This is a genomic window from Microbacterium sp. SD291 (assembly GCF_017355365.1).
In the GTDB taxonomy this organism is placed as follows: Bacteria; Actinomycetota; Actinomycetes; order Actinomycetales; family Microbacteriaceae; genus Microbacterium.
Genome location: NZ_JADIJR010000044.1, coordinates 1 through 18,705, shown reverse-complemented (window position 1 = coordinate 18,705; position 18,705 = coordinate 1). Strand labels below are relative to the sequence as shown.

General features: G+C 67.5%; 18 protein-coding genes. 14 read left to right on the top strand and 4 right to left on the bottom strand.

The features are described from left to right. The first annotated feature begins 701 nt into the window (after positions 1-701). The 5 genes from IPV10_RS15840 (at position 702) to IPV10_RS15820 (ending at position 5,341) form a co-directional block, all read left to right on the top strand. Positions 702-2,201 (top strand): L-serine ammonia-lyase, iron-sulfur-dependent, subunit alpha, encoded by a 1,500-nt coding sequence (locus IPV10_RS15840; protein ID WP_207485475.1) that lies wholly within the window; start codon positions 702-704, stop codon positions 2,199-2,201. Between the two features lie 55 nt (positions 2,202-2,256). Next, positions 2,257-3,012 carry an AAA family ATPase gene (locus tag IPV10_RS15835; protein ID WP_207485473.1) on the top strand — a complete coding sequence of 252 codons (756 nt, stop codon included), beginning with the start codon at positions 2,257-2,259 and terminating at the stop codon, positions 3,010-3,012. 42 nt (positions 3,013-3,054) lie between these two features. Then, positions 3,055-3,651: a TetR family transcriptional regulator gene (locus tag IPV10_RS15830; protein WP_207485471.1), complete on the top strand. Its 597-nt coding sequence runs from the start codon at positions 3,055-3,057 to the stop codon at positions 3,649-3,651. Positions 3,652-3,836: 185 nt separating this feature from the next. Further along, a complete protein-coding gene (locus IPV10_RS15825; RefSeq protein ID WP_207485469.1) occupies positions 3,837-4,610 on the top strand; it encodes an ABC transporter ATP-binding protein in 774 nt (257 codons plus the stop codon). Then, entirely contained in the window at positions 4,607-5,341 is a 735-nt protein-coding gene (locus IPV10_RS15820) for an ABC transporter permease (RefSeq protein WP_207485467.1), read from the top strand. Before IPV10_RS15825 ends, IPV10_RS15820 begins: the two co-directional genes overlap by 4 nt. Before the next feature lie 8 nt (positions 5,342-5,349). Here the strand turns inward: IPV10_RS15820 and hrpB are convergent, their stop codons facing one another. The 3 genes from hrpB to IPV10_RS15805 form a co-directional block, all read right to left on the bottom strand. After that, entirely contained in the window at positions 5,350-7,908 is a 2,559-nt protein-coding gene (gene hrpB / locus IPV10_RS15815) for an ATP-dependent helicase HrpB (RefSeq protein ID WP_207485464.1), read from the bottom strand. 189 nt (positions 7,909-8,097) lie between these two features. Next, positions 8,098-9,696, bottom strand: a complete 1,599-nt coding sequence (locus IPV10_RS15810; RefSeq protein ID WP_207485462.1) for an SPFH domain-containing protein — start codon at positions 9,694-9,696, stop codon at positions 8,098-8,100. A 108-nt stretch (positions 9,697-9,804) separates the two neighbouring features. Then, on the bottom strand, positions 9,805-10,233 hold the full coding sequence (locus tag IPV10_RS15805) for a MarR family winged helix-turn-helix transcriptional regulator (RefSeq protein WP_207485460.1): 429 nt from the start codon (positions 10,231-10,233) through the stop codon (positions 9,805-9,807). A gap of 387 nt (positions 10,234-10,620) precedes the next feature. Between IPV10_RS15805 and IPV10_RS15800 the strand changes: the two genes are divergently transcribed. The 5 genes from IPV10_RS15800 to IPV10_RS15780 are packed head-to-tail and all read left to right on the top strand — an operon-like array spanning position 10,621 to position 16,466. After that, positions 10,621-11,364 (top strand): TnsA-like heteromeric transposase endonuclease subunit, encoded by a 744-nt coding sequence (locus IPV10_RS15800; RefSeq protein ID WP_207485458.1) that lies wholly within the window; start codon positions 10,621-10,623, stop codon positions 11,362-11,364. Further along, on the top strand, positions 11,361-13,370 hold the full coding sequence (locus tag IPV10_RS15795; RefSeq protein ID WP_207485456.1) for a DDE-type integrase/transposase/recombinase: 2,010 nt from the start codon (positions 11,361-11,363) through the stop codon (positions 13,368-13,370). Before IPV10_RS15800 ends, IPV10_RS15795 begins: the two co-directional genes overlap by 4 nt. Beyond that, positions 13,370-14,461, top strand: a complete 1,092-nt coding sequence (locus tag IPV10_RS15790; RefSeq protein ID WP_207485454.1) for a TniB family NTP-binding protein — start codon at positions 13,370-13,372, stop codon at positions 14,459-14,461. Before IPV10_RS15795 ends, IPV10_RS15790 begins: the two co-directional genes overlap by 1 nt. Further along, positions 14,458-15,414 (top strand): hypothetical protein, encoded by a 957-nt coding sequence (locus IPV10_RS15785; RefSeq protein WP_207485450.1) that lies wholly within the window; start codon positions 14,458-14,460, stop codon positions 15,412-15,414. The genes IPV10_RS15790 and IPV10_RS15785 overlap by 4 nt, the downstream gene beginning before the upstream one ends. A 5-nt stretch (positions 15,415-15,419) precedes the next feature. Next, positions 15,420-16,466 (top strand): TniQ family protein, encoded by a 1,047-nt coding sequence (locus IPV10_RS15780; protein ID WP_207485432.1) that lies wholly within the window; start codon positions 15,420-15,422, stop codon positions 16,464-16,466. A gap of 1 nt (position 16,467) precedes the next feature. On the opposite strand, the gene IPV10_RS15775 is transcribed toward IPV10_RS15780, so the two are convergent. Then, on the bottom strand, positions 16,468-16,752 hold the full coding sequence (locus IPV10_RS15775; protein WP_307861160.1) for a helix-turn-helix transcriptional regulator: 285 nt from the start codon (positions 16,750-16,752) through the stop codon (positions 16,468-16,470). A 115-nt stretch (positions 16,753-16,867) separates the two neighbouring features. Here IPV10_RS15775 and IPV10_RS15770 point away from each other — a divergent pair, with 115 nt between their 5' ends. The 4 genes from IPV10_RS15770 to IPV10_RS15755 all read left to right on the top strand — a co-directional run. Next, positions 16,868-17,425 (top strand): hypothetical protein, encoded by a 558-nt coding sequence (locus IPV10_RS15770; RefSeq protein WP_207485430.1) that lies wholly within the window; start codon positions 16,868-16,870, stop codon positions 17,423-17,425. A gap of 1 nt (position 17,426) precedes the next feature. Beyond that, entirely contained in the window at positions 17,427-17,828 is a 402-nt protein-coding gene (locus IPV10_RS15765; protein WP_207485428.1) for a hypothetical protein, read from the top strand. A gap of 57 nt (positions 17,829-17,885) precedes the next feature. Further along, complete coding sequence (locus tag IPV10_RS15760) at positions 17,886-18,203, top strand: helix-turn-helix transcriptional regulator (RefSeq protein WP_136054610.1); 318 nt, start codon at positions 17,886-17,888, stop codon at positions 18,201-18,203. Further along, positions 18,200-18,705: three-helix bundle dimerization domain-containing protein (locus IPV10_RS15755; protein ID WP_374192239.1), on the top strand; the 506-nt coding region annotated here is incomplete at its 3' end. The genes IPV10_RS15760 and IPV10_RS15755, both read left to right, overlap by 4 nt.

Sequence of the window (18,705 nt, the reverse complement as noted above, 5' to 3'; positions counted from 1 at the left end):
GTGGGAGATCCGCATGGCAGGCGGTGTTCCCCAGATCCGGGGCCCTGCCTGGTGGGACCCCGACCGGAAATGGCGCACCCCACGCCCCAGCCTCGGCTCCTTCACCCCCGTGAGAACTTGAGGTCAAGGCAGTGCCTGCGTGACCATCGTCGCCGTGCGCTCCCCGCCGCACCGTGCCAATCGCGATCGCCGCCGGTCGACCCGCCCGCAACCCCGTCGACGGCCGCTCCCACCGAGCTCTCGCGCCGGTTGCTCGCCGCTGGCAGCCCAGAACTCGCCGCTGGTAGCCCAGAACTCGCCGCTGGTAGCCCAGAACTCGCCGCTCGCAGCCCAGAACTCGCCGCTCGCCGCTCGGCAGCTCACCGCGCGTCGCCGGTCGCTCACGCCGCGCGTCGAGTGCCGTCCGTCGCGCGTCGCGTGCTTCCCGTCGCGCGTCGCGTGCTTCCCGTCGCCGTCGCCGTCACCGTTGCCGTCGCCCGTCGCGGTTCTCCCGTTGTGCTTTTTCTTCAGTCCGCCGCCGCCCCGCCGCCGCCCCGCAGCCCGCCGCGGCGCATGGCGCCGGAGGCCGCCCCTGAGCGCTCCGTCCGCCGAGCGCTGCGCACAACGGGACGACGGCGCACAGCCCCGGGCGCCGCGCGACTCGACAAGGGCGCGAGCCGTCAGCCGATCCGACACGTCACCCCGGGGCGTACGCTGGTGCTGTGACTGCGTACGTCTCGGCCTTCGACCTGTTCTCCATCGGAGTGGGGCCCTCGAGCTCCCATACGGTCGGACCGATGCGGGCAGCTCTCGCGTTCGCGCAGCGGCTCACCGCGACCGGCGGCCTCACCCGCGTCGCACGCGTCGGCTGCACGCTTTTCGGCTCCCTCGGAGCCACCGGGATCGGGCACGGTACGCCGGATGCCGTCGTCGCCGGGCTCCGCGGACTCGCCCCCGAATCGTGCGACCCCGCCGACGTCCGCGCGGCCTGGACCGACCTCCCGTCGGGTTCCACCATCCGCGTCGACGGGACCCACGACGTGCCGTTCGTGAAGGACGACATCGTGTTCGCCCCGCGCACCCGCCTTCCGGGGCATCCGAACGCGATGACCATCACCGCGTGGGATGCCGACGGCGATATCGTCGCGGAGGAGACGTACTACTCGATCGGCGGCGGGTTCATCCGCCGCGACGGCGAGGAGGCGAAGCTCGCCACCGCGCCGCTGCCATACTCGTACGCGGACGCCGCAGGGCTGCTCGCGCTGTGCGACGAGCACGGCATCACGATCGCTGAGCTCGCCAAGCGCAACGAGATCGCGATGCGCCCCGAGGAGGAGGTCGCGGCCGGGCTCGACGCCATCTGGGACGCCATGTCCAGCTGCGTGGACGCAGGGCTCCACGCAGACGGCGTGCTCCCCGGCATCCTGAAGGTGAAGCGCCGGGCCGGTGCGATCCGTGAACAGCTCGATTCCTCCGAGGCCGAAGGGCATCGCGAGCTCCCCGGCGAATGGCTCGGCGCGTTCGCGCTCGCCGTCAACGAGGAGAACGCGGCCGGCGGGCGAGTGGTCACCGCGCCGACCAACGGCGCCGCTGGCATCCTCCCCGCGGTCGCGATGTACTGGTGGCGGTTCCTCGCCGACTCCGGCCTCGGCGCCGGAAACGCGGTCACCCCCTACGGCGAGCTGGTCGGCAGCGCCCTGCTCGGATTCGACGGAAACCGCGCGGTCGAGGCCGCGGCGTCGAGCGACCCCGACGACGAGCTGGTCGCCGAGGCGAACCGCCGCCGCGGCATCCGCCGGTTCCTGCTGACGGCCACCGCGCTGGGCTCGCTGTTCAAAGCCAACGCGTCCATCTCGGGCGCGGAGGGCGGCTGCCAGGCCGAGGTCGGATCCGCCTGTGCCATGGCGGCCGGGGGACTCACCGCCGTCATGGGCGGCACGAACCGCCAGATCGAGAACGCCGCCGAGATCGCGATGGAGCACCACCTCGGCCTCACCTGCGACCCGATCGGCGGACTCGTGCAGATCCCGTGCATCGAGCGCAACGCGATCGCCGCCTCCACCGCCGTGACGGCCGCACGCCTCGCGCTGCGCGGCGACGGCAGCCACTACGTGTCTCTGGATGCCGTCGTGGAGACAATGCGCCAGACCGGCATGGACATGTCGACGAAGTACAAGGAGACCAGCGAGGGCGGCCTCGCGGTCAACGTCATCGAGTGCTGAGTCGTACCGGGCGGCACGTCGGCGGTTGCGGGTAGCCTCCTCGGGGGAGGTGCGGATGGACTCGATCTGGATGCCGGGCAGCCGTCGCCGGCGCGAGCAGCCGGTGGTGTCAGTGCGCCCGCACAGCGACGCCCCCGCGCCCGATGCCCGCTGGCCTTCTAGCATCCCCGCCGTCGCGCAGGTCCTGCGTGAGGGCATCGACCTCGCGCCGGGCGTGACGTTCCTGGTGGGAGAGAACGGCAGCGGCAAGTCCACGATCGTAGAAGGCGTCGCCGTGGCCTACGGGCTCTCGCCGGAGGGCGGGTCGCGCCAGGCGATGCACAGCACCAGGCCCACAGAGTCGCCGCTGTCGGACTGGCTGCGCATCCAGCGGGGGATCGGCTCCAGCCACTGGGGCTTCTTCCTGCGCGCCGAGACGATGCACTCGTTCTACACGTACCTCGAGGAGAACCCGTCGATGAGCGGGCCCGACGTGCCGTTCCACGAGATGAGCCACGGTGAGTCCTTCCTCGCGCTGCTGGAGAGCCGCTTCGACGGCCCGGGGTTCTACGTGCTCGACGAGCCCGAGGCGGCGCTGTCGTTCCAGTCGACCCTGGCGCTCATCGCGGTGCTCCAGCGCATCGTCGGCGACGGCGGACAGGTGCTCTGCGCGACGCATTCCCCGGTGCTCGCCGCGCTCCCCGGCGCCCGCATACTCGAGGTCGGCGAGTGGGGGATCCGGGATGCCGAATGGGGCGAACTCGAACTCGTGAACCACTGGCGCTCGTACCTCGACTCCCCTTCCCGGTATCTGCGCCACCTGCTCGACTGAGGCTGAAACCGGAGGCATCTGCGAGGTCGTAGGCTGACCGTCATGACCGAGCAGCGTGCGCCGAGGCGTCGGGGGCGTCCTCGTGGCGGCTCCGACTCGCGTGAGCGCATCATCGCGGCGGCCGTCGACGAGTTCGGCGAGCACGGCTACGACGGCTCGACGGTCCGCTCGATCGCGGGCCGCGCAGGTTTCGACTCGGCTCTCGTGCACCACTACTTCGGCACCAAGGCAGACCTGTTCGCCGAAGCCATCGGCATCCCCCTCCGACCGGACATCGACGTCCCCGGCATTCTCGCCGGCCCCAGGGACGAGGTCGGCGAACGCATGGTCCGCTACATCCTTGAGGCGTTCGAGCAGCCGGACGTGCGCCGCCGCGGCGTGATGCTCATGCGCACCGCGATCGGCAGCAGGCTGACCACGCCGCTGCTCGCCGGCTTCCTCACCCGAGAGCTGATCGGGCGCATCGCCAAGCAGCTCGGAGTCGAGGATGCCGAGCTGCGCGCCACGCTCGTCGCCTCGCAGATCGCCGGGCTCCTGCTCACTCGGTATGTGCTCAAACTGGGGCCGATCGCGGCGGCGCCGATCGACGAGCTCGTGGCCAGGGTCGGGCCGACGGTGCAGCGCTACCTCTTCGGCTGAGAGGCGGATGCCGCGGCATCCGGGTCGTGCCTGCCATCGGTGTCGCATGTCGCCGCGGGGGCCGACACGCCAGATGTCGGACGGATGCGGCCATTCGGTCCGACAAGTGGCGTGTCGGCCACCCGAGGTATGCCGTGCCCGGCGTCCTCTTGTGCAGCCGGGCGCGCAGGCGCATAATTCATCACATGATGAATAACTCGGCTGTCGAGATCTCGCAGCTCCGTGTGCGACGAGGGAAGACGCACGTGTTCGACGGCATCGACCTGACGATTCCGCGCGGCGAGATCACCGGGCTCCTCGGACCGTCCGGCTGCGGCAAGACCACGCTGATGCGCTCGATCGTCGGCGTGCAGCGCATCGCCTCGGGCGAGGTCACGGTGCTCGGGCATCCGGGTGGATCCCGCCAGCTGCGCGATCGGGTCGCGTACGGCACGCAGGGTGCGGCCGTGTACGGCGACCTCAGCGTCCGCCAGAATCTCGCGTATCTCGCTGCCCTCCTCAAGGCACCCAAGCGTGACGTCGACCGGGTGCTCGACGAGGTGGGGCTGCGGCCGCAGGCCGACCAGCTCGTCGACTCGCTGAGCGGCGGCCAGGAGATCAGGGTCTCGCTCGCCCTCGCCCTGATCGGGTCGCCGGAGCTGGTCGTGCTCGATGAGCCGACGGTCGGCCTCGACCCGGTGCTTCGGACCGAGCTCTGGGGGCTCTTCCGTGAGCTGGCCGATCGCGGCGTCACGCTGATCGTCTCGAGCCACGTGATGGACGAGGCGCTGCGCTGCGACCGCCTCCTGCTGATGCGCGACGGCCGGATCATCGCCGACACCACCCCGGCGGCGCTGCTCGAGGACACCGGCACCGCCGATCCCGAGGCCGCGTTCCTCACCCTGATCGAGCGCGACCGCCAGCTCTCCGGCGACACCCGCAGATCGCGACGCGAGCAGCGAGAGGAGGGCTCAGAATGAACGGACGACGGATGTTCGCCACCGCCGGGCGCGTGCTCGGCCAGCTGCGGCACGACCCTCGGTCGATCGCACTGATGCTGATCGCGCCGAGCCTGCTGGTCGGGCTCTTCGCGTGGCTGTTCAGCGACCAGGAAGGCGTCTTCGATCGCTTCGGCGGCGCGATCCTCGCACTGTTCCCGTTCATCGTGATGTTCCTGATCACCTCGATCACGACACTGAGGGAGCGCCGTTCCGGCACGCTCGAGCGGCTCATGACGACGCCGCTCGGCAAGGCCGACTTCATTCTCGGGTACGCGCTCGCGTTCGGGCTGATGGCGCTGCTGCAGGCCACGGTCACGGTGTGGTTCGCGGTCGCGGTGTGCGGGCTCGATGTCGACGGCCCGCTCTGGCAGCTCGGGCTCGTGGCGGTGGTGGATGCCCTGCTCGGCACCGCTCTCGGGCTGCTGGCGAGCGCCTTCGCGCAGACCGAGTTCCAGGCCGTGCAGTTCATGCCGCTGCTCGTATTCCCGCAGATCATCCTCGGCGGGCTCTTCATGCCGCGCGACCAGATGCCCGACGTGCTGTACGCGATCTCGGACTGGCTGCCGCTGAGCTACGCGATCGACACGATCAACGCCGTCACGGCCGCGGAGGAGGGGTGGGACGTGTTCGGTCCGCTGCTCGTGGTCGTCGCCTTCGCACTCGGCGCGCTGGTGCTCGCCTCGCTGACGCTCCGCCGGAGGACGCCGTAGCAGATCGGTCAGTCCCGCGCGACACGGTTCTTGGTGTGCTTCGTCGGGGCGGCAGCCCAGGGATCCTCCGGCCAGGGATGTCGGGGGTAGCGACCGCGCATCTCGGCGCGCACCTGACCGTACGGACCCGACCAGAATGAGGCGAGGTCGTCGGTGACCGCGAGCGGGCGCCCCGCGGGGGACAGCAGGTGGAAGAGCACCGGCACCCGGCCGTCGACGAGCCGCGGGATCTCCGCCCAGCCGAAGCACTCCTGCAGCTTCACCGCGACCACAGGCCGGGCGGTCGGGTCGTCGTCGGGCTCGGGGTAGTCGATGCGGACGCGGGATCCGCTGGGCACCTCGAGCCGCTCGGGGGCGAGCTCGTCCAGACGCACCGCTTCCGGCCACGGCAGCAGGCGGCGCAGTGCCGATGACAGATCCAGCCGCCCCGCGGGGGCGCCGCCCGCCAGGACATCGAGCTCGGGCGCCAGCCACGCATCGAGGGTCGCGACCAGTCCGGTGTCCGACACGTCGGGCCAGGGGTCGCCGAGTTCCCGTCGCAGCAGCGCCAGCCTGCGGCGCAGTGCGTCCGCGGAGCCGGACCAGGTGAACATGCCGAGCCCGTCTCGACGGAGTGCCCGGCGCACGGCGTCCCGCCCCTCCTGAGCGGACGCGCGCACGGGTGCCGACGACCGCAGGATCGCGCCGATGCGCCGCTCGCGACGTGCTTGGACGCGGCCGCCGACGAACTCCGCCTCGACGCGGTCGGTCATCAGGTGGCTCGCGGCGTGCTCGATCTGCGCCTCGGTGAGCGCGGCGGCGGAGCGGATGATCGCGCCCGAACCTGCGGCGGCACGGGTAGAGGCGCGAGCGACATCCGCGACTGCGAGCCACTCGGCACCCGCGAGCGGGCCGCGCACACCGGCACGGGTTCCGGATGCCAGCAGGAACGTCGCCCCTTCGGCCGAGCGCTCGACCCGGCGGGCGATCCGCTGAGGGAAGGCCAGTGCGATCACGAGGCCGACGCCGTCGAGATCCGCGCGGACGCCCGGCGTCCGGCGCACCATCCGCTCGAGGCGGTCCGCGTCGGCACGCCATCGGCGGGCATCCGGCGTGCGCCCGCCCCTGAGCGCGACGAGCGCCTGCGAGACATCGGCCTCGACGATGCGCAGGTCGCCCCCGAGGACGGCGACGACCTCGGCCGCGAGCCGGCTGCCGACCGCCGGGCTTCCGTCGCGGAGAGCACGCGCGAGCCGAGGATCCGTGGGGATCCGAGCCAGGGCGCGGCCCTCGGCGGTGACGCGCCCCTCGTCGTCGATCGCGCCGAGACCGTGCAGCACCGCGGTGGCATCGGCCAGATTCTCGGCGGGCAGCGGGTCGATCATCCGCAGGCCGGCCGCGCCCGGGGCGCCCCAGCAGGCGAGCAGCAGGGCGGCGTCTGCGAGGTCGGTCACCGCGATCTCGGGCACCGGCCGGGCAGGGGCGGCCGCGTATGAGCGCTCGTCGGTGCATCGGATGACGGCGCCTGGACCCTGGCGAGTTGCGCGGCCTGCGCGCTGCACGCACGACGAGCGGGAGGCGGCGGTGGTGACCAGGCCCGTCATCCCTCGGGCGGCGTCGCGCTGCGGATGCCTCGACAGACAGCTGTCCACCACAAGGCGCACTCCCGGCACTGTGAGTGAGGACTCCGCGAGCGACGTCGTGACGATGATGCGCGGCGGGTGGTCCGGCGTGCGACCGCGGATCACGGCATCCTGCTCCGCTGCGGGGATCTGGCCGTGCAGCTCCCGCACATCGAACGCGTCACTCGCGTCGCGGATGCGCAGGGCGATCTCCGACACCTCTCGGGCGCCCGGTGCGAAGACCAGCACATCGGCCTGCGGGTCCCGGCGGGTCAGTTCCTGCGCCGCGGATGCCGCGGTGCTCGCGACGTGGTCGAGAAATCCCCAGGTGACCCCGCGCTCGTCGATACGGGGTACGGGACTCGGCGCCCAGCGCGCGGAGAGCGGGAAGGCGGGGACATCGTGGTCGACGATGGGGGCGGGGACGTCATCCGTGCCGATGACTGTGGCGATGCGCGCAGCGTCGAGGGTGGCCGACATCGCGATGACCACGAGGTCGTCCCGCAACTCGCGTACCTCCGAGAGCAGGCCGATCAGGAGATCGGTCTCGAGCGCGCGCTCGTGCACCTCATCGATGATCACGGCATCCACTCCGTCGAGACCCGGATCGTCGAGCATCCGTCGCAGCAGCACCCCGGCCGTGACGAACTCGACCCGGGTGTCCGGTCCTGCCGAGCGCTCGCCGCGGACCGTGAAACCCACGCGCGTGCCGAGCGGTGAGCCGTCGAGGTGGGCGAGCCGGCGGGCGGCCGCACGGGCGGCGACGCGACGCGGCTGGGTGACGATCACGCGACCAGCGGACCGCGAAGCCATGAGCGGAGGCACGAGCGTGGTCTTGCCGGTACCGGGCGGTGCGCTCACGACCACGGACGCGCTCGCGTCCAGCGCCGCCGAGAGCTCGTCGAGTGCTGCCGCGAACGAGAGACCCGCGCCGATCGCTGCGAGGTCGAATGCGGCGGGCGTCATCCCTCCAGTCTGCCCGGTCGGAGTCGCCGCGTTCACAACTCCTCAGATCCGTGACCTATGCGGTGCCAGAGCGGCGCAGGCGACACGGAGCGCCCGGATTCTGAGGAGTCATGCACGGCCGAAGCCAGAGACAGAACAGCGGATGCCGCGACCGATCCGGCCGCGGCATCCGCTGTGCTGCTCTTTCGACTACTCCGCTGCCGCCGCCGTCACCGCGGGCGGCGGAGGCGTGGTCGGCTCGGGCACGCGGACGGCGAGCGGGGCGGATGCCTCTGCGATGCCCTCTCCGATGCCGCGGCCGACGGCCTGGCCCTGGATGATCGAGGCGAGGTCGATGCCGGTCGCCGAGCTCACGCTGTCGAACACCGACTTCAGCGCGATCGCACTGTCGGCGCCGACCAGCCTGGATGCGCCGTCCTCGCCGGATCCGCCGATGATCGAGACGCTGCCGATCGCGGCGTAGCCCTTCGAGAACTCCGCCATGATCGACGGCAGCACCTCGAGGACCCGCTGCGACAGGAACGCGTCCTGGTTGGACGCGATGGCCTTCGCCTCGGCCTCGACGGCGGCGGCTCGCGCCTCGCCCTCGGCACGGATCGCGTCGGCTTCGGCGTTGGCGCGCAGACGCCGCGCCTCGGACTCGGCTTCAGCCTGGGCGCGCAGCGCATCGGCTTCACCGGTCGCACGGGCGATCGCGGCTGCTGCCTCACCGGCTGCCTTCGCCTTGTCGGCCTGCGCCTGCTGCTCGGCGATGCGGGTGCGGGCCTCCGCCTGCTTGACCTGCTCGATCGCGGCAGCCTCGGCCGCCTTCTCGCGGGTGTACAGCTCGGCCTGGGCGCGGGTCTCGGCCTCGTACCGCTGCGCGTCGGCGACGCGCTTGACGTCGGCGTCGAGCTGGGCCTGCTTGTTCTCCGCCTGCTGCTGGAGCACGGCCTGCTCGGTCTGCGCGCGGGTCAGGTTCTCGGCCTGCTCCGCCTCGGCGCGTGCACGGCCGATGCCGGCGTTCGCGTTGGCGGTGTTCGTGTCGAGGGCTGTCTGCTCGACCAGGTTGGCTTCCTGGTTGGCGATGTTCTTCTGGTTGATCGCACGGTCGGCGTTGGTCTGCGAGATCTCGGCGGCCTGACGCTTCGCCTGGATCTCGGGAGCGCCGAGCGACTGGATGTAGCCGACCTTGTCGGTGATGCCCTTGATCTGGAACGAGTCCAGGATCAGGCCCTGCTCGGCGAGCTCCTGGGAGACGTCGGCGGCGATCTGGTCGGAGAACTTCTTGCGCTCGCGCATGAGCTCGACGACCGAGAGGGTGGCGACGATGCCGCGGAGGGCGCCCTCGAGCTGCTCGGTGGTGAACTGCTCGATGGCCTTGTCCTGCGAGGCGAAGCGCTCGGCGGCGCGGCGCACGTAGAGGGGGTCGGAGCCGATCTTCACGATCGCCACGCCGTCGACGTTGAGGGTCACGCTGTCGAGCGACTGCGCCTCGGCGTTCAGGGAGACCTGCCGCGAGCGCAGCGAGATGATCTCGTGGCGCTGCGTGATCGGGTTGACCAGCGACTTGCCGTTCACGATGACCGTGACCGGCGACTCCTCGGTCTCGCCGTGCGTGGTGCCGTCGGCAGCGATCACGGTGCGCTGCACCTTCTGCTTGCGGCCTGAGATGACGAGGGCCTCGTCGGCGCGGGCGACCTTGATCCAGCTGCGCGCGAACAGCAGCAGGATGAGCAGCAGGACGACTGCGATTGCGACGGCGATGCCGACGATGACGAGGATGCCGACGATTCCGGCGATCTCCATGAATGACCTCCCTGGTTCCCCCCGAGGGGGCGGTCTCCGATGCCGGCGCGGTCGCGCGGGCGTTCAGGCTCCACCCTGCCAGATATCCACGCGCCGTCGAGCGCCAGGTCAGCCGCGGCGCAGCTTCTCGGCCAGATCGCGGAGTGCCCGCAGCTCGTCGTCCTCGAGATGCGACATCCGGTCGGCGATCGAGCGTCCGTGCACCATCGCGAGGGTGCGGAACGCCCGCGTGCCGGCATCCGTCGCACTGATCAGCGCGCCGCGCCCGTCGTCGGGGTCGGCGCACTTGGCGACGAGCCCGCGGGTGACCATACGGTCGACGAGGCGGGAGACGCTGGGCTGGCTGATGAGCATGTTCGCGGTGACGTCACGCAGTCGTGCGGTCCTGCTGGGGGAGCGGGTGACGGTGAGCAGCACGTCGTACTCGGCCTGTGACAGGTGGGCGTCGTCGAAGTCCTTGACCATCTCGGTGAACAGCTCGTGCTGCGCGCGGAAGAGACTCTCCCACGCCTCCAGGGCGAGCTTGCGATCGGTCATGAGAGACAGCGTACCGGGACGCAGTAAGAGCCGGTCGGAGAGGCTCCCGACCGGCCCTTGTCCCTTGCACCAAGAGTGTCCTGCAATCACATGCGGTGGATGCCACAGCAAACATTCACCGTGTGATCATCATATAACGGCGAGGTAACGAATGCAACGGTTTGATCACGGAAACTTTCGCTCTCGCCCGAGTTGTCCTGTCTCACCGGATCTGTAGAAATCTCATCTACCTGTAGAACGTCGCGTCGGAGTTGTAGATTCTCGCCCGAGTTGTAGATCGGCGGCGTGTTGTCGGCTCCGCGCCGAACAGCGGAGTAACTTGCCGGTCAAGTCAGGACCCGCACCGCGGAACACCTCCGAGGACTCCGGGGCCGAACGGAGTCCGCAATGACGCTGACGACCAACTGGCTTCAGGCGATCGATGGAACGAACGCCCTGGCGGCCACAATTCGATACTCGCTTCACGGGTTCGCTCGAGAAGTGACACCAGCCGACGCAGGGTCGATCGCCTTCGAGGAGACGGCACCCGTCCGGAAATTTCCCGACTACCCACACAAGCGCAACGTTGAAGGCCGCTTCTGGCTTGCCTCGACCGGCCAGCACGTGCCCTTTGAGTCCTTCTGGGAGCGGGCGTTCTTGATGAGTCTCGATCGAACCCGGAGTGCGGAGTCGGTGTCGAGCCAACCAATGTGGATTCACTGGCGCAACCCGAAACGCCGACATGCCCCTGACTACTTCGTTCGCCGCAAGGACGGCACTGCTCTTCTCGTCGACGTGAGGGAAAGGTCAGAGATCGAACCGGAGGATGCGGCGAAGTTCGAGCTCACTCGGCGGATGGCGGCCGCTCTGGGATGGGACTACCTCGTGTTCGACGATCTACCCGGAGCGACGCAACAGAACCTGAGGTTCCTGTTGCGTTACCGCGACCCGCAGTGGCTCGAGGGCGTGGCTCTCAGGGATCTGCCGGATTCCGGCGCGATCCGACTTGTTGACCTCGTCGCGCTCCTAGGCGACGCGCCAAACAGTGCACTCGGAGCGGCATACGCCCTCATATGGTCCGACATTGCTCGATGCGATCTCAGCCGTCCGCTGAGCATGTCCGCCGTAGTCCGATTCGGGCCAGACCGATGATCGTCCATCCCGGCGACTTGGTGAGATGGAACGACGAAGACCTGCAAGTCGTCGCTGTCCGAGCGACTTACACCACGCTGCGCAACGCCGAGATGGGTGAGGATCTCGAGGTACTGAACGCCGATCTCGCTGAACGCGGCGAGCCGGCAACAGTGCGGTCGACGACCGACGTGTTGGATTTGGGTGTCCTTGACGAGCTCCCACCCGCGGACCGCAAAGTCGTGGACGTGTGGCTCGAAGAACTCGACCGACTCTCGGACCTCCTTGAAGCCGGGACGAAGAAGACGCCTGCCTACCAGGTGACCGTCGACAATGTGAATCGTCGACTTGGAACGGACTACAACGCGATAAAGGTGACGCGGCAGCTTGCCGCTCTCGACGAGTTCGGCGTCGCTGGGCTTCTTGACCGGCGCCGATTCGGGATGGCGGACAGGCCTCGATCAACACAGGATCCGCGTCTCATCGAAGCGATCGTCTCCGCGATGGACGGTCAGACTCGAGCGTCGACTGGGACGGCCGACCGTCTGATCTGGATGGTAGAGCGCGATCTCGAAACTCGGTATGGAAAAGGCGCGGTTGACGTGCCCAGCAGGGCAACGGTCTATCGCCTAGTGGAACGGTTGGAAGCCGGACGGCACACATTCGGAACGGCGCGCACGCGCAGGACGACGGCGAACCAGCCCAGCCACGTGTTCGGCAACCGGACCGGCATGCGCCCCGGCGAGCAGGTACTCATCGACACGACGCCGATGGAGATCCTCGTTGATTGCGACGGGGAACAGGTGCGCCCTGACCTCACGATCCTGCTCGACGAGTGCTCGCGAAGTGTTCCGGGCGCGATCGTGACGATCGGCACTCGCAGCATCGATCTCGTTGTCCTGCTCGCCCGCGCACTCGTTCCATACGCCTACCGGCCCGAGGGCGTTCGCGCCAACCGTCGAAATATCGCCCAAGCCTGGGTGGGAGACGACGACCTCATTGCGCAACGCTTCGAGGACGCACGCGACGCGCAACAGTACATCTTCCCCGAGACGATCACCACCGACCGAGGAGCATCCTATGTGTCGAGACACTTCACCGATGCATGTCGCACACTCGGCATCTCCCTGAACCTCGCGGCGGCATACACGCCTACCCAAAAGGCAAAGATCGAGCGCATGTTCCGCACGATCAAGAACCGCTTCACGCAGTACGTGGTCTCGTTTCTCGGCGAAAGCGCCGACATGCGCGGCGACGAGAGGTTCCCGACCGACCGGCTGCTCACGCTCGAACAACTGCAGGAGCTGCTCGAAGACTGGATCGCGGCGATTTGGCAGAACCGCCCCCACGGCTCACTACGGGACCCACGCCACCCGAAGTTCAAGCTCAGCCCGAATCAGATGGTGAGCGCATACCGACAAGCTGTCCCCGAGCTGCTGATCCCGCTCACCGCCGATCACTACATCGCACTGCTCCCGAAGAAATGGCGTGGAATCCATCACTACGGAGTGAACCTCGATCTCCGACGGTACGACTCCGAAGCGCTGGGTAACCTGCGCAACAAGCGGTCGCCCGATCGCCGGCACGCGGGGCAATGGCCGATTCACGTCGATCCATACAACCCGATGATCGTCTGGCTCCAACTCGAGGATGAGTTCATCCCCCTCAACTGGCGATCGCCCTACTCGAACATGCCGATGGCCGACGAGATCTGGCGAATCGCACGCGCACAAGCCGCAGCGCGCGGTGAGGAAGCGCCGACGAATGACGACCTGAACGAGGTCCTCCGCCGCTTCATGAGCACCGGCAACAAGTCCCTGACCTCACGCGAGCGCAAGCGCGCGAAGTCGAACATGACCGATCCTCTCGGGATCACCAACCAGTTGGCGACGCTCTCCCCAGCATCTACGGACTCGGAGCGAGAGATCGCGCCGACCAGCAGCGACGACTCGACCGAAGAGGCTGCATCCAGCTGGCCGGTGGCGCCTCCGTTCGGGCTCACGCGTCAAGCGGAAGGAACTGAGTGATGTTCGACGAGTTGCTCGCCCAGTTCGACTTCGATGCCCCGACGGTGAACTTCGACTACACGACGAAGGAAGGATGGCGGGAGTTCGTCGAGTTCGATGCTCCACGACCCGCGCCTTGCACCATGAGCGAGTATGAGGAGATGGCCGCATCGGATCGAGCCATCTACAACATCGCTCGCGAGCGCTTCATGTCGGTGGGTGCTCGTATCGCCACACCCTCACTTCGGAGATTCGTTGCGGCAGCCAGCAGTGCGATGGCCGACAATCGCTCGCCCGACGCCAGCAAATCCGGAGTAGTCATCTCCGGACGACCCAGCATGGGGAAGACGACGGCCGTCCAAGAATTCGGGCGAGCATATGAACGAGCTCGGCGAGAACGTGCGGGTACACGAAGAAAGGACCTGATCCCCGTCGCCTTCGCTCAGGTGCCCACACACGCGACCGAGAAGACGATGATGAAGAAGCTCGCGGAATTCTACGCGCTCCCCTTCTCTCAGACAGCGTCCTACGAAACGCTGCTGGGCCGGGTGAGTAACGTGATGCGGGCCTGTGAGACCGAGATCGTCATCATCGACGACATCCATCGCCTCGATCTGCGCTATCGCGCGAGCGAACAAGCGGCGGATGCGCTCAAAGAACTCTCGGAACGCTGCCCCGGAACGATGATCTACGCCGGAGTGAACGTCGCGCAGAACGGGCTCTTCTGGGGGTCGCGGGGAGAACAGATCATGGCCAGATTTGAGACTGTCCAGTTCGACGAATATGACGTTGCAACAAACGAGGGAGCTGCGGTCTGGGGAAGAGTCCTCACTGAACTTGAAGACTCGCTCTGTCTCATCCGCCAGCCTGAAGGCGACATTCTGAAGATTGCCGCGGAGCTTCGCGAAATCTCGCGAGGATCGCTGGGCCGCATGGCCAAGGCGATCCGGCGCTGCGCTCGCGATGCGATTCGTGATCGTTCCGAACAACTTGACCTAGACCATCTCCTGGTGGTTCTCGAGACGATACGGCGGCTCGAAGATCGCGTAGCCGGCGAAGCGGCACAGAGCACACGACGACCACGAGGGCGACGGGTGAAGGCTGGCCGATGAGAGTGCTGCCGGCGACGGTCAGCCCGTTCCCGGGCGAAACCGTGCGGAGCCTTTACAGCAGGCTCGTCGAACGCAATTCTCTGACAGCCGGGGAACTCTGGACCGCCATCCGTAAGTCGAAAAAGGGGCTTCCGTTGCGGACAACGCCGGAGGCCGCGCCCGACGTGGTCGCGCAACTCGACGATCTGCCAGCGAACTGGTTCGACCGAGATGACACCACCAACCGACTCTTCAGCCGCTGCATCCACAACAACTGGGCCCACGCGCAATGCGCGCGCTGTTCCGCGCTTCCCAAGCCGGTCACGATGTGTCGGCGGTGCGCACGCGGTATGAATGTCGAGGTCCAATCTCGGGCCGGCGCTTTCTGCGCACGCCACGAGCGTTGGCACTACGACGGACGCGACGAGGCGATTGGGATCCCCGTCGCGTATGCCCGCGCGGAAAGATGTCTGACAGGAACCCTCTGGGCGCGTGGGATCGGCCTCGACACGGGCGAGATCGAGCTCGCTTGCGAGATCATCTCGACCTACCGTGAACTCGTCGATGGTGCTCCATACACCGGCGGCGCCGACCAGCAGATGCGTGACTTCTATCCTGAAGCTGTCGAACTGACCGCATTCTTCACGGTGGCTTCGGCGCAGGCGTTCCTTCGCAACAGACAGATCGGGCACCTCCCCGTCGCCGCGATGGTCGAGGCAGCTGCGATGGCAGTCGCGTCGCGATCACGGCACCGACTCAGCTCCGTGCACGGGATGTTCCAGGCCTCCGGTCGCGAACTACGACTGGGCGATTCAGCAACCAAGCCCCTACGGCACGGGCGATCCCTTGAGATGGGGGCACTTGGCGTCCTGATTCGTGACAATGTCCCTCGCATTCGAGCGGTCTTTCTGCGCCACGACGACGCTCGTCGTCCACTGCCGACGCGGCGCGACCAACCTCAACGCCATCGATAGGCGCGATGCGTACCCTTCCCATCTATGTCGCCCCGGTGGTCGCCGAGACGGTCAGCGGGTATGTCGGGCGCCTCGCCCAGACACACTGCCTGGGGGTTGGGGAGATTCGCCGCATACTGATCCGAGAGGCTGGGCGTTCAACATGGAGCGAAAGCGATCCACGTATCGCGGTCGCCCTCGCGCGGCTCTGCAGCTTGCCGGACGACGCATTCGAGGTGTCGTTCGAGGATCACGGGATGTGGACTCGCTGCGGTCATCCGCGCTGGAAGCCTCAAAAGTGCTCGCGGTGCCGCACGCTTGCCGAACCACGCACCGCCTGCCTGGAATGTGCCGGCGGTCTCGAAACCACCACCCGAGCCAGAACAGGCCCTCTCTGCCTGCACCATAGCCGCTGGACCCTCAGGGGCCTGTCCGTCAAGGTCCCTGTCGGAGCGCCCGCGAGCCGCGCAGAACTGACCCTTCGTGGATCATTGTGGGAACGCGGCATTTCCTTGCATACCGGCGAATACAATCTCGCGGCCGCGGCGGTACTCGCATGGTCCCAAGGAGGAGACGGCGGCACCTTCCTCGAGGACCGTGCCCAGCGGCTCGGCCTGACTGCACCGACCACGTTCGAGGAGGTGATGTTGTGTGGCTATCCCGAAGTAGTGAGAGTTGTCGAAGTCGCCATGAGCCCGCGAATACTCCGCGGCGTCCTTCAGGTGTCGCGATCGGCACTACCGCAGATCGATGGCTTCGCAAACGCAATAGCAAACACGCTGGGTGCAACCGTAAACGAGCGCTTGCACGACTGGGCGGGCGCCGTCATCGGTCACGCGCACCGCGCGGTCCTCTACGCTGCGGGGCTCAGGCGAACCACGAGCGCCAAGAACGCTCTATGCCCGCAAGATCGCGCGCTCATCGTCGCGTCCGGCACTCAACGGGCATGCCTGCTCCGACACGTTTCGCCACGAATACTGGACGGGCTCAGACGAGGCCACACTGAGGGCACCTCTCGACTGAGCGTGACCCGAAGATATCCCCTGGAACCAGATGAGTTGGCGCTGCCGTGACCTAGCGGCTGCGGAGATCCGGGGCGCCGTCCGGGATTAAATCACCCAGAGGCGTACCAAGCACCTGCGAAAGCGCAAGAAGGGTCCTCAGCGTCGGGTTCGCCGGGTTCCCTGGGCGCGACTCTCCCTTTTCGTACTTCTGATACGTGTAGCGCGTGAGCCCCGACCTGTATGCCACATCTTCCTGACTCAGCCCAGCACGCTCCCGCGCAGAACGAAGTGAGGTCGCGAAGCGCTGGGAGTACGCACTCCACTCCGCTTCAATCTCATCGTTCCGTCGGGCCACCTACCAAGCGTCGCGACGGGCCACTCCTCGTATGGCCTAATCGGTATGGCATAATTTCGAAGGCCATACGAAACAATCTCGTCCTCGTCGGATCGCTCCGCTCTCCCCTGCACGTGTGCTGCCCATCCCGATGACAGGCGGTCGCGTCGCGGGAAGGCCCGTGCAAGCGACCGCGATTGTGATGGTTGAGATGCTCGAGTCGTACCCGATCTGGTGGCAAGAAATCGATGCGCCGCCGCCAGCCGAGTGGGTCTTCATGTTTGAGGACTTCACCGGCGACGACACGGCAGAGCAATGGGCGCTGGCCGCGGCGATCTTCATCGCCCAAACTCGCCGCCGCACGACAGCAGGCCCGACCTTTGCAGAGCTCTTCACATACCTTCTGCCAGACACGGACGGGCTCCCCGGACCCCTGCCACGAAACCTGGACTTCATACAGCGGCGCCGCGCCGTCGCGGGCTTCCGCGGCCACGCGGCAATCGAATGGCGTCGCCGAGGAATGATCAGCTTCGACAACGGCGTCATGCGTAGCCTGCGTGTAGGACGTGAGTTTCGCGAGCGGTCGCGGCGTCGCCAACAGGCCCGAGAAGCCGCGCGTCACCCGGGCAAAACGGAGCGCGAGAGGCTCGTTGAGCCCGCGGATACCGATGCCATCACGGAACGAGAGAGTTGACATGACCGAGGAATATCCGCCTGAACTCCGCGGCCTCCTTGCTCGGATCGCTCCAGGCTGGCCAGAACAGTTGGAAATCGGTGCCGGCTGGTACCCGCTGCTGGCGACACTCGATGCGACCCTGTCCGTCATCGCTCCGAGCTACATCGTGCAGCAGGTGAAGTCGAAGTTTGGCGCCCTGAGCTTCTATGCCGACCCGTCCGATGACCCATCGAACTTCGATCAGGCGTTCACGGACGCGGTGCGTGCGGCTGAGTGGGAAAGTACCGAGACGTGCGAGGTATGCGGGGCTCCGGCGCGGCAGTACGTGATCAGAATGTGGGTATCGACACTCTGCCAACGTCACGCGGCCGAGGCGAGAGGTGACGTGCTCGACCCAGATCCGCCGCCTTCGGCAGCCTGACTTGACGTCGCTGGCCGACACAGATTCGCACTCCTGCCGAGCCGTAGACTCGACTGCATGTCCTCTCAGCCCGGAGCCAAGCCGCGCGTCGGCGCTGCTCTGGATCGGGGAGCCGCCGAGGAACTGGCGCGCACGCTGAGAGCTGTCGCCGACCCCACACGTCTGCAGATCCTCAGCATCATCCTCGGGTCAGTTGACGAGCGCGCGACCGTCGGTCAGCTTGCAGACGTTCTGGGGTTGAGGCAGCCGACCGTCACCCACCACGTCCGAATCTTGCTCGACGACGAGTTCCTCACCCGGCAGCAGGACGGAAAGCTCGGCTGGTTGTCCGTCAGTCCTTCGCGACGCAGCGCAGTTGAGGACTTCCTCCGGTGAATGATCGCGCAGAACACCGCGTCGGTCGACCACTGGACGAGCAGTCAGCTCGGGATCGCGCCGCGCAGGTCTCGGTGTTGGGGAACCCCGACACCCTTCGAGTTCTCAGTGCACTCGCATCCGAAGTGCCGATCGGTGACATCCCTGCCGAGTTGGCGCTCGATGTTGGAGTCGTCGATGCGGCGCTCACGTCGCTACGGATGACAGGGCTGCTTCGTGACTTCGACGGAGTTGCGACACCGACGGTCGATGCCTGGGTGCGATTTGGGCGACTGCTGGCGAGCGAATCGATACAGCCCGCAGCCCCGGCGCCTGCGGCCACCGCGCTCCCACCCGGCGTAGCCACGATCGTCTCTGATCTCGCGTATCGGTTCAACTCGACGTTCAGCCGCGAAACGGTCGCCAGCTACGTCGCACAGAGCTATCTGCTTCTGAGTCAGAGGGCTCGTGTGCGCGAACATCTGCTGACGATGACGGCGAGGTATGCGGCTGATCGCCTAGA

Bases quoted from the DNA above. Each gene is read 5' to 3' on its own strand.
- IPV10_RS15835 (WP_207485473.1), top strand. From the start codon at position 2,257: ATGGACTCGATCTGGATGCCGGGCAGCCGTCGCCGGCGCGAGCAGCCG.
- IPV10_RS15830 (WP_207485471.1), top strand. From the start codon at position 3,055: ATGACCGAGCAGCGTGCGCCGAGGCGTCGGGGGCGTCCTCGTGGCGGC.
- IPV10_RS15825 (WP_207485469.1), top strand. From the start codon at position 3,837: ATGATGAATAACTCGGCTGTCGAGATCTCGCAGCTCCGTGTGCGACGA.
- IPV10_RS15820 (WP_207485467.1), top strand. From the start codon at position 4,607: ATGAACGGACGACGGATGTTCGCCACCGCCGGGCGCGTGCTCGGCCAG.
- hrpB (WP_207485464.1), bottom strand. From the start codon at position 7,908: ATGACGCCCGCCGCATTCGACCTCGCAGCGATCGGCGCGGGTCTCTCG.
- IPV10_RS15810 (WP_207485462.1), bottom strand. From the start codon at position 9,696: ATGGAGATCGCCGGAATCGTCGGCATCCTCGTCATCGTCGGCATCGCC.
- IPV10_RS15805 (WP_207485460.1), bottom strand. From the start codon at position 10,233: ATGACCGATCGCAAGCTCGCCCTGGAGGCGTGGGAGAGTCTCTTCCGC.
- IPV10_RS15800 (WP_207485458.1), top strand. From the start codon at position 10,621: ATGACGCTGACGACCAACTGGCTTCAGGCGATCGATGGAACGAACGCC.
- IPV10_RS15795 (WP_207485456.1), top strand. From the start codon at position 11,361: ATGATCGTCCATCCCGGCGACTTGGTGAGATGGAACGACGAAGACCTG.
- IPV10_RS15790 (WP_207485454.1), top strand. From the start codon at position 13,370: ATGTTCGACGAGTTGCTCGCCCAGTTCGACTTCGATGCCCCGACGGTG.
- IPV10_RS15785 (WP_207485450.1), top strand. From the start codon at position 14,458: ATGAGAGTGCTGCCGGCGACGGTCAGCCCGTTCCCGGGCGAAACCGTG.
- IPV10_RS15780 (WP_207485432.1), top strand. From the start codon at position 15,420: ATGCGTACCCTTCCCATCTATGTCGCCCCGGTGGTCGCCGAGACGGTC.
- IPV10_RS15765 (WP_207485428.1), top strand. From the start codon at position 17,427: ATGACCGAGGAATATCCGCCTGAACTCCGCGGCCTCCTTGCTCGGATC.
- IPV10_RS15760 (WP_136054610.1), top strand. From the start codon at position 17,886: ATGTCCTCTCAGCCCGGAGCCAAGCCGCGCGTCGGCGCTGCTCTGGAT.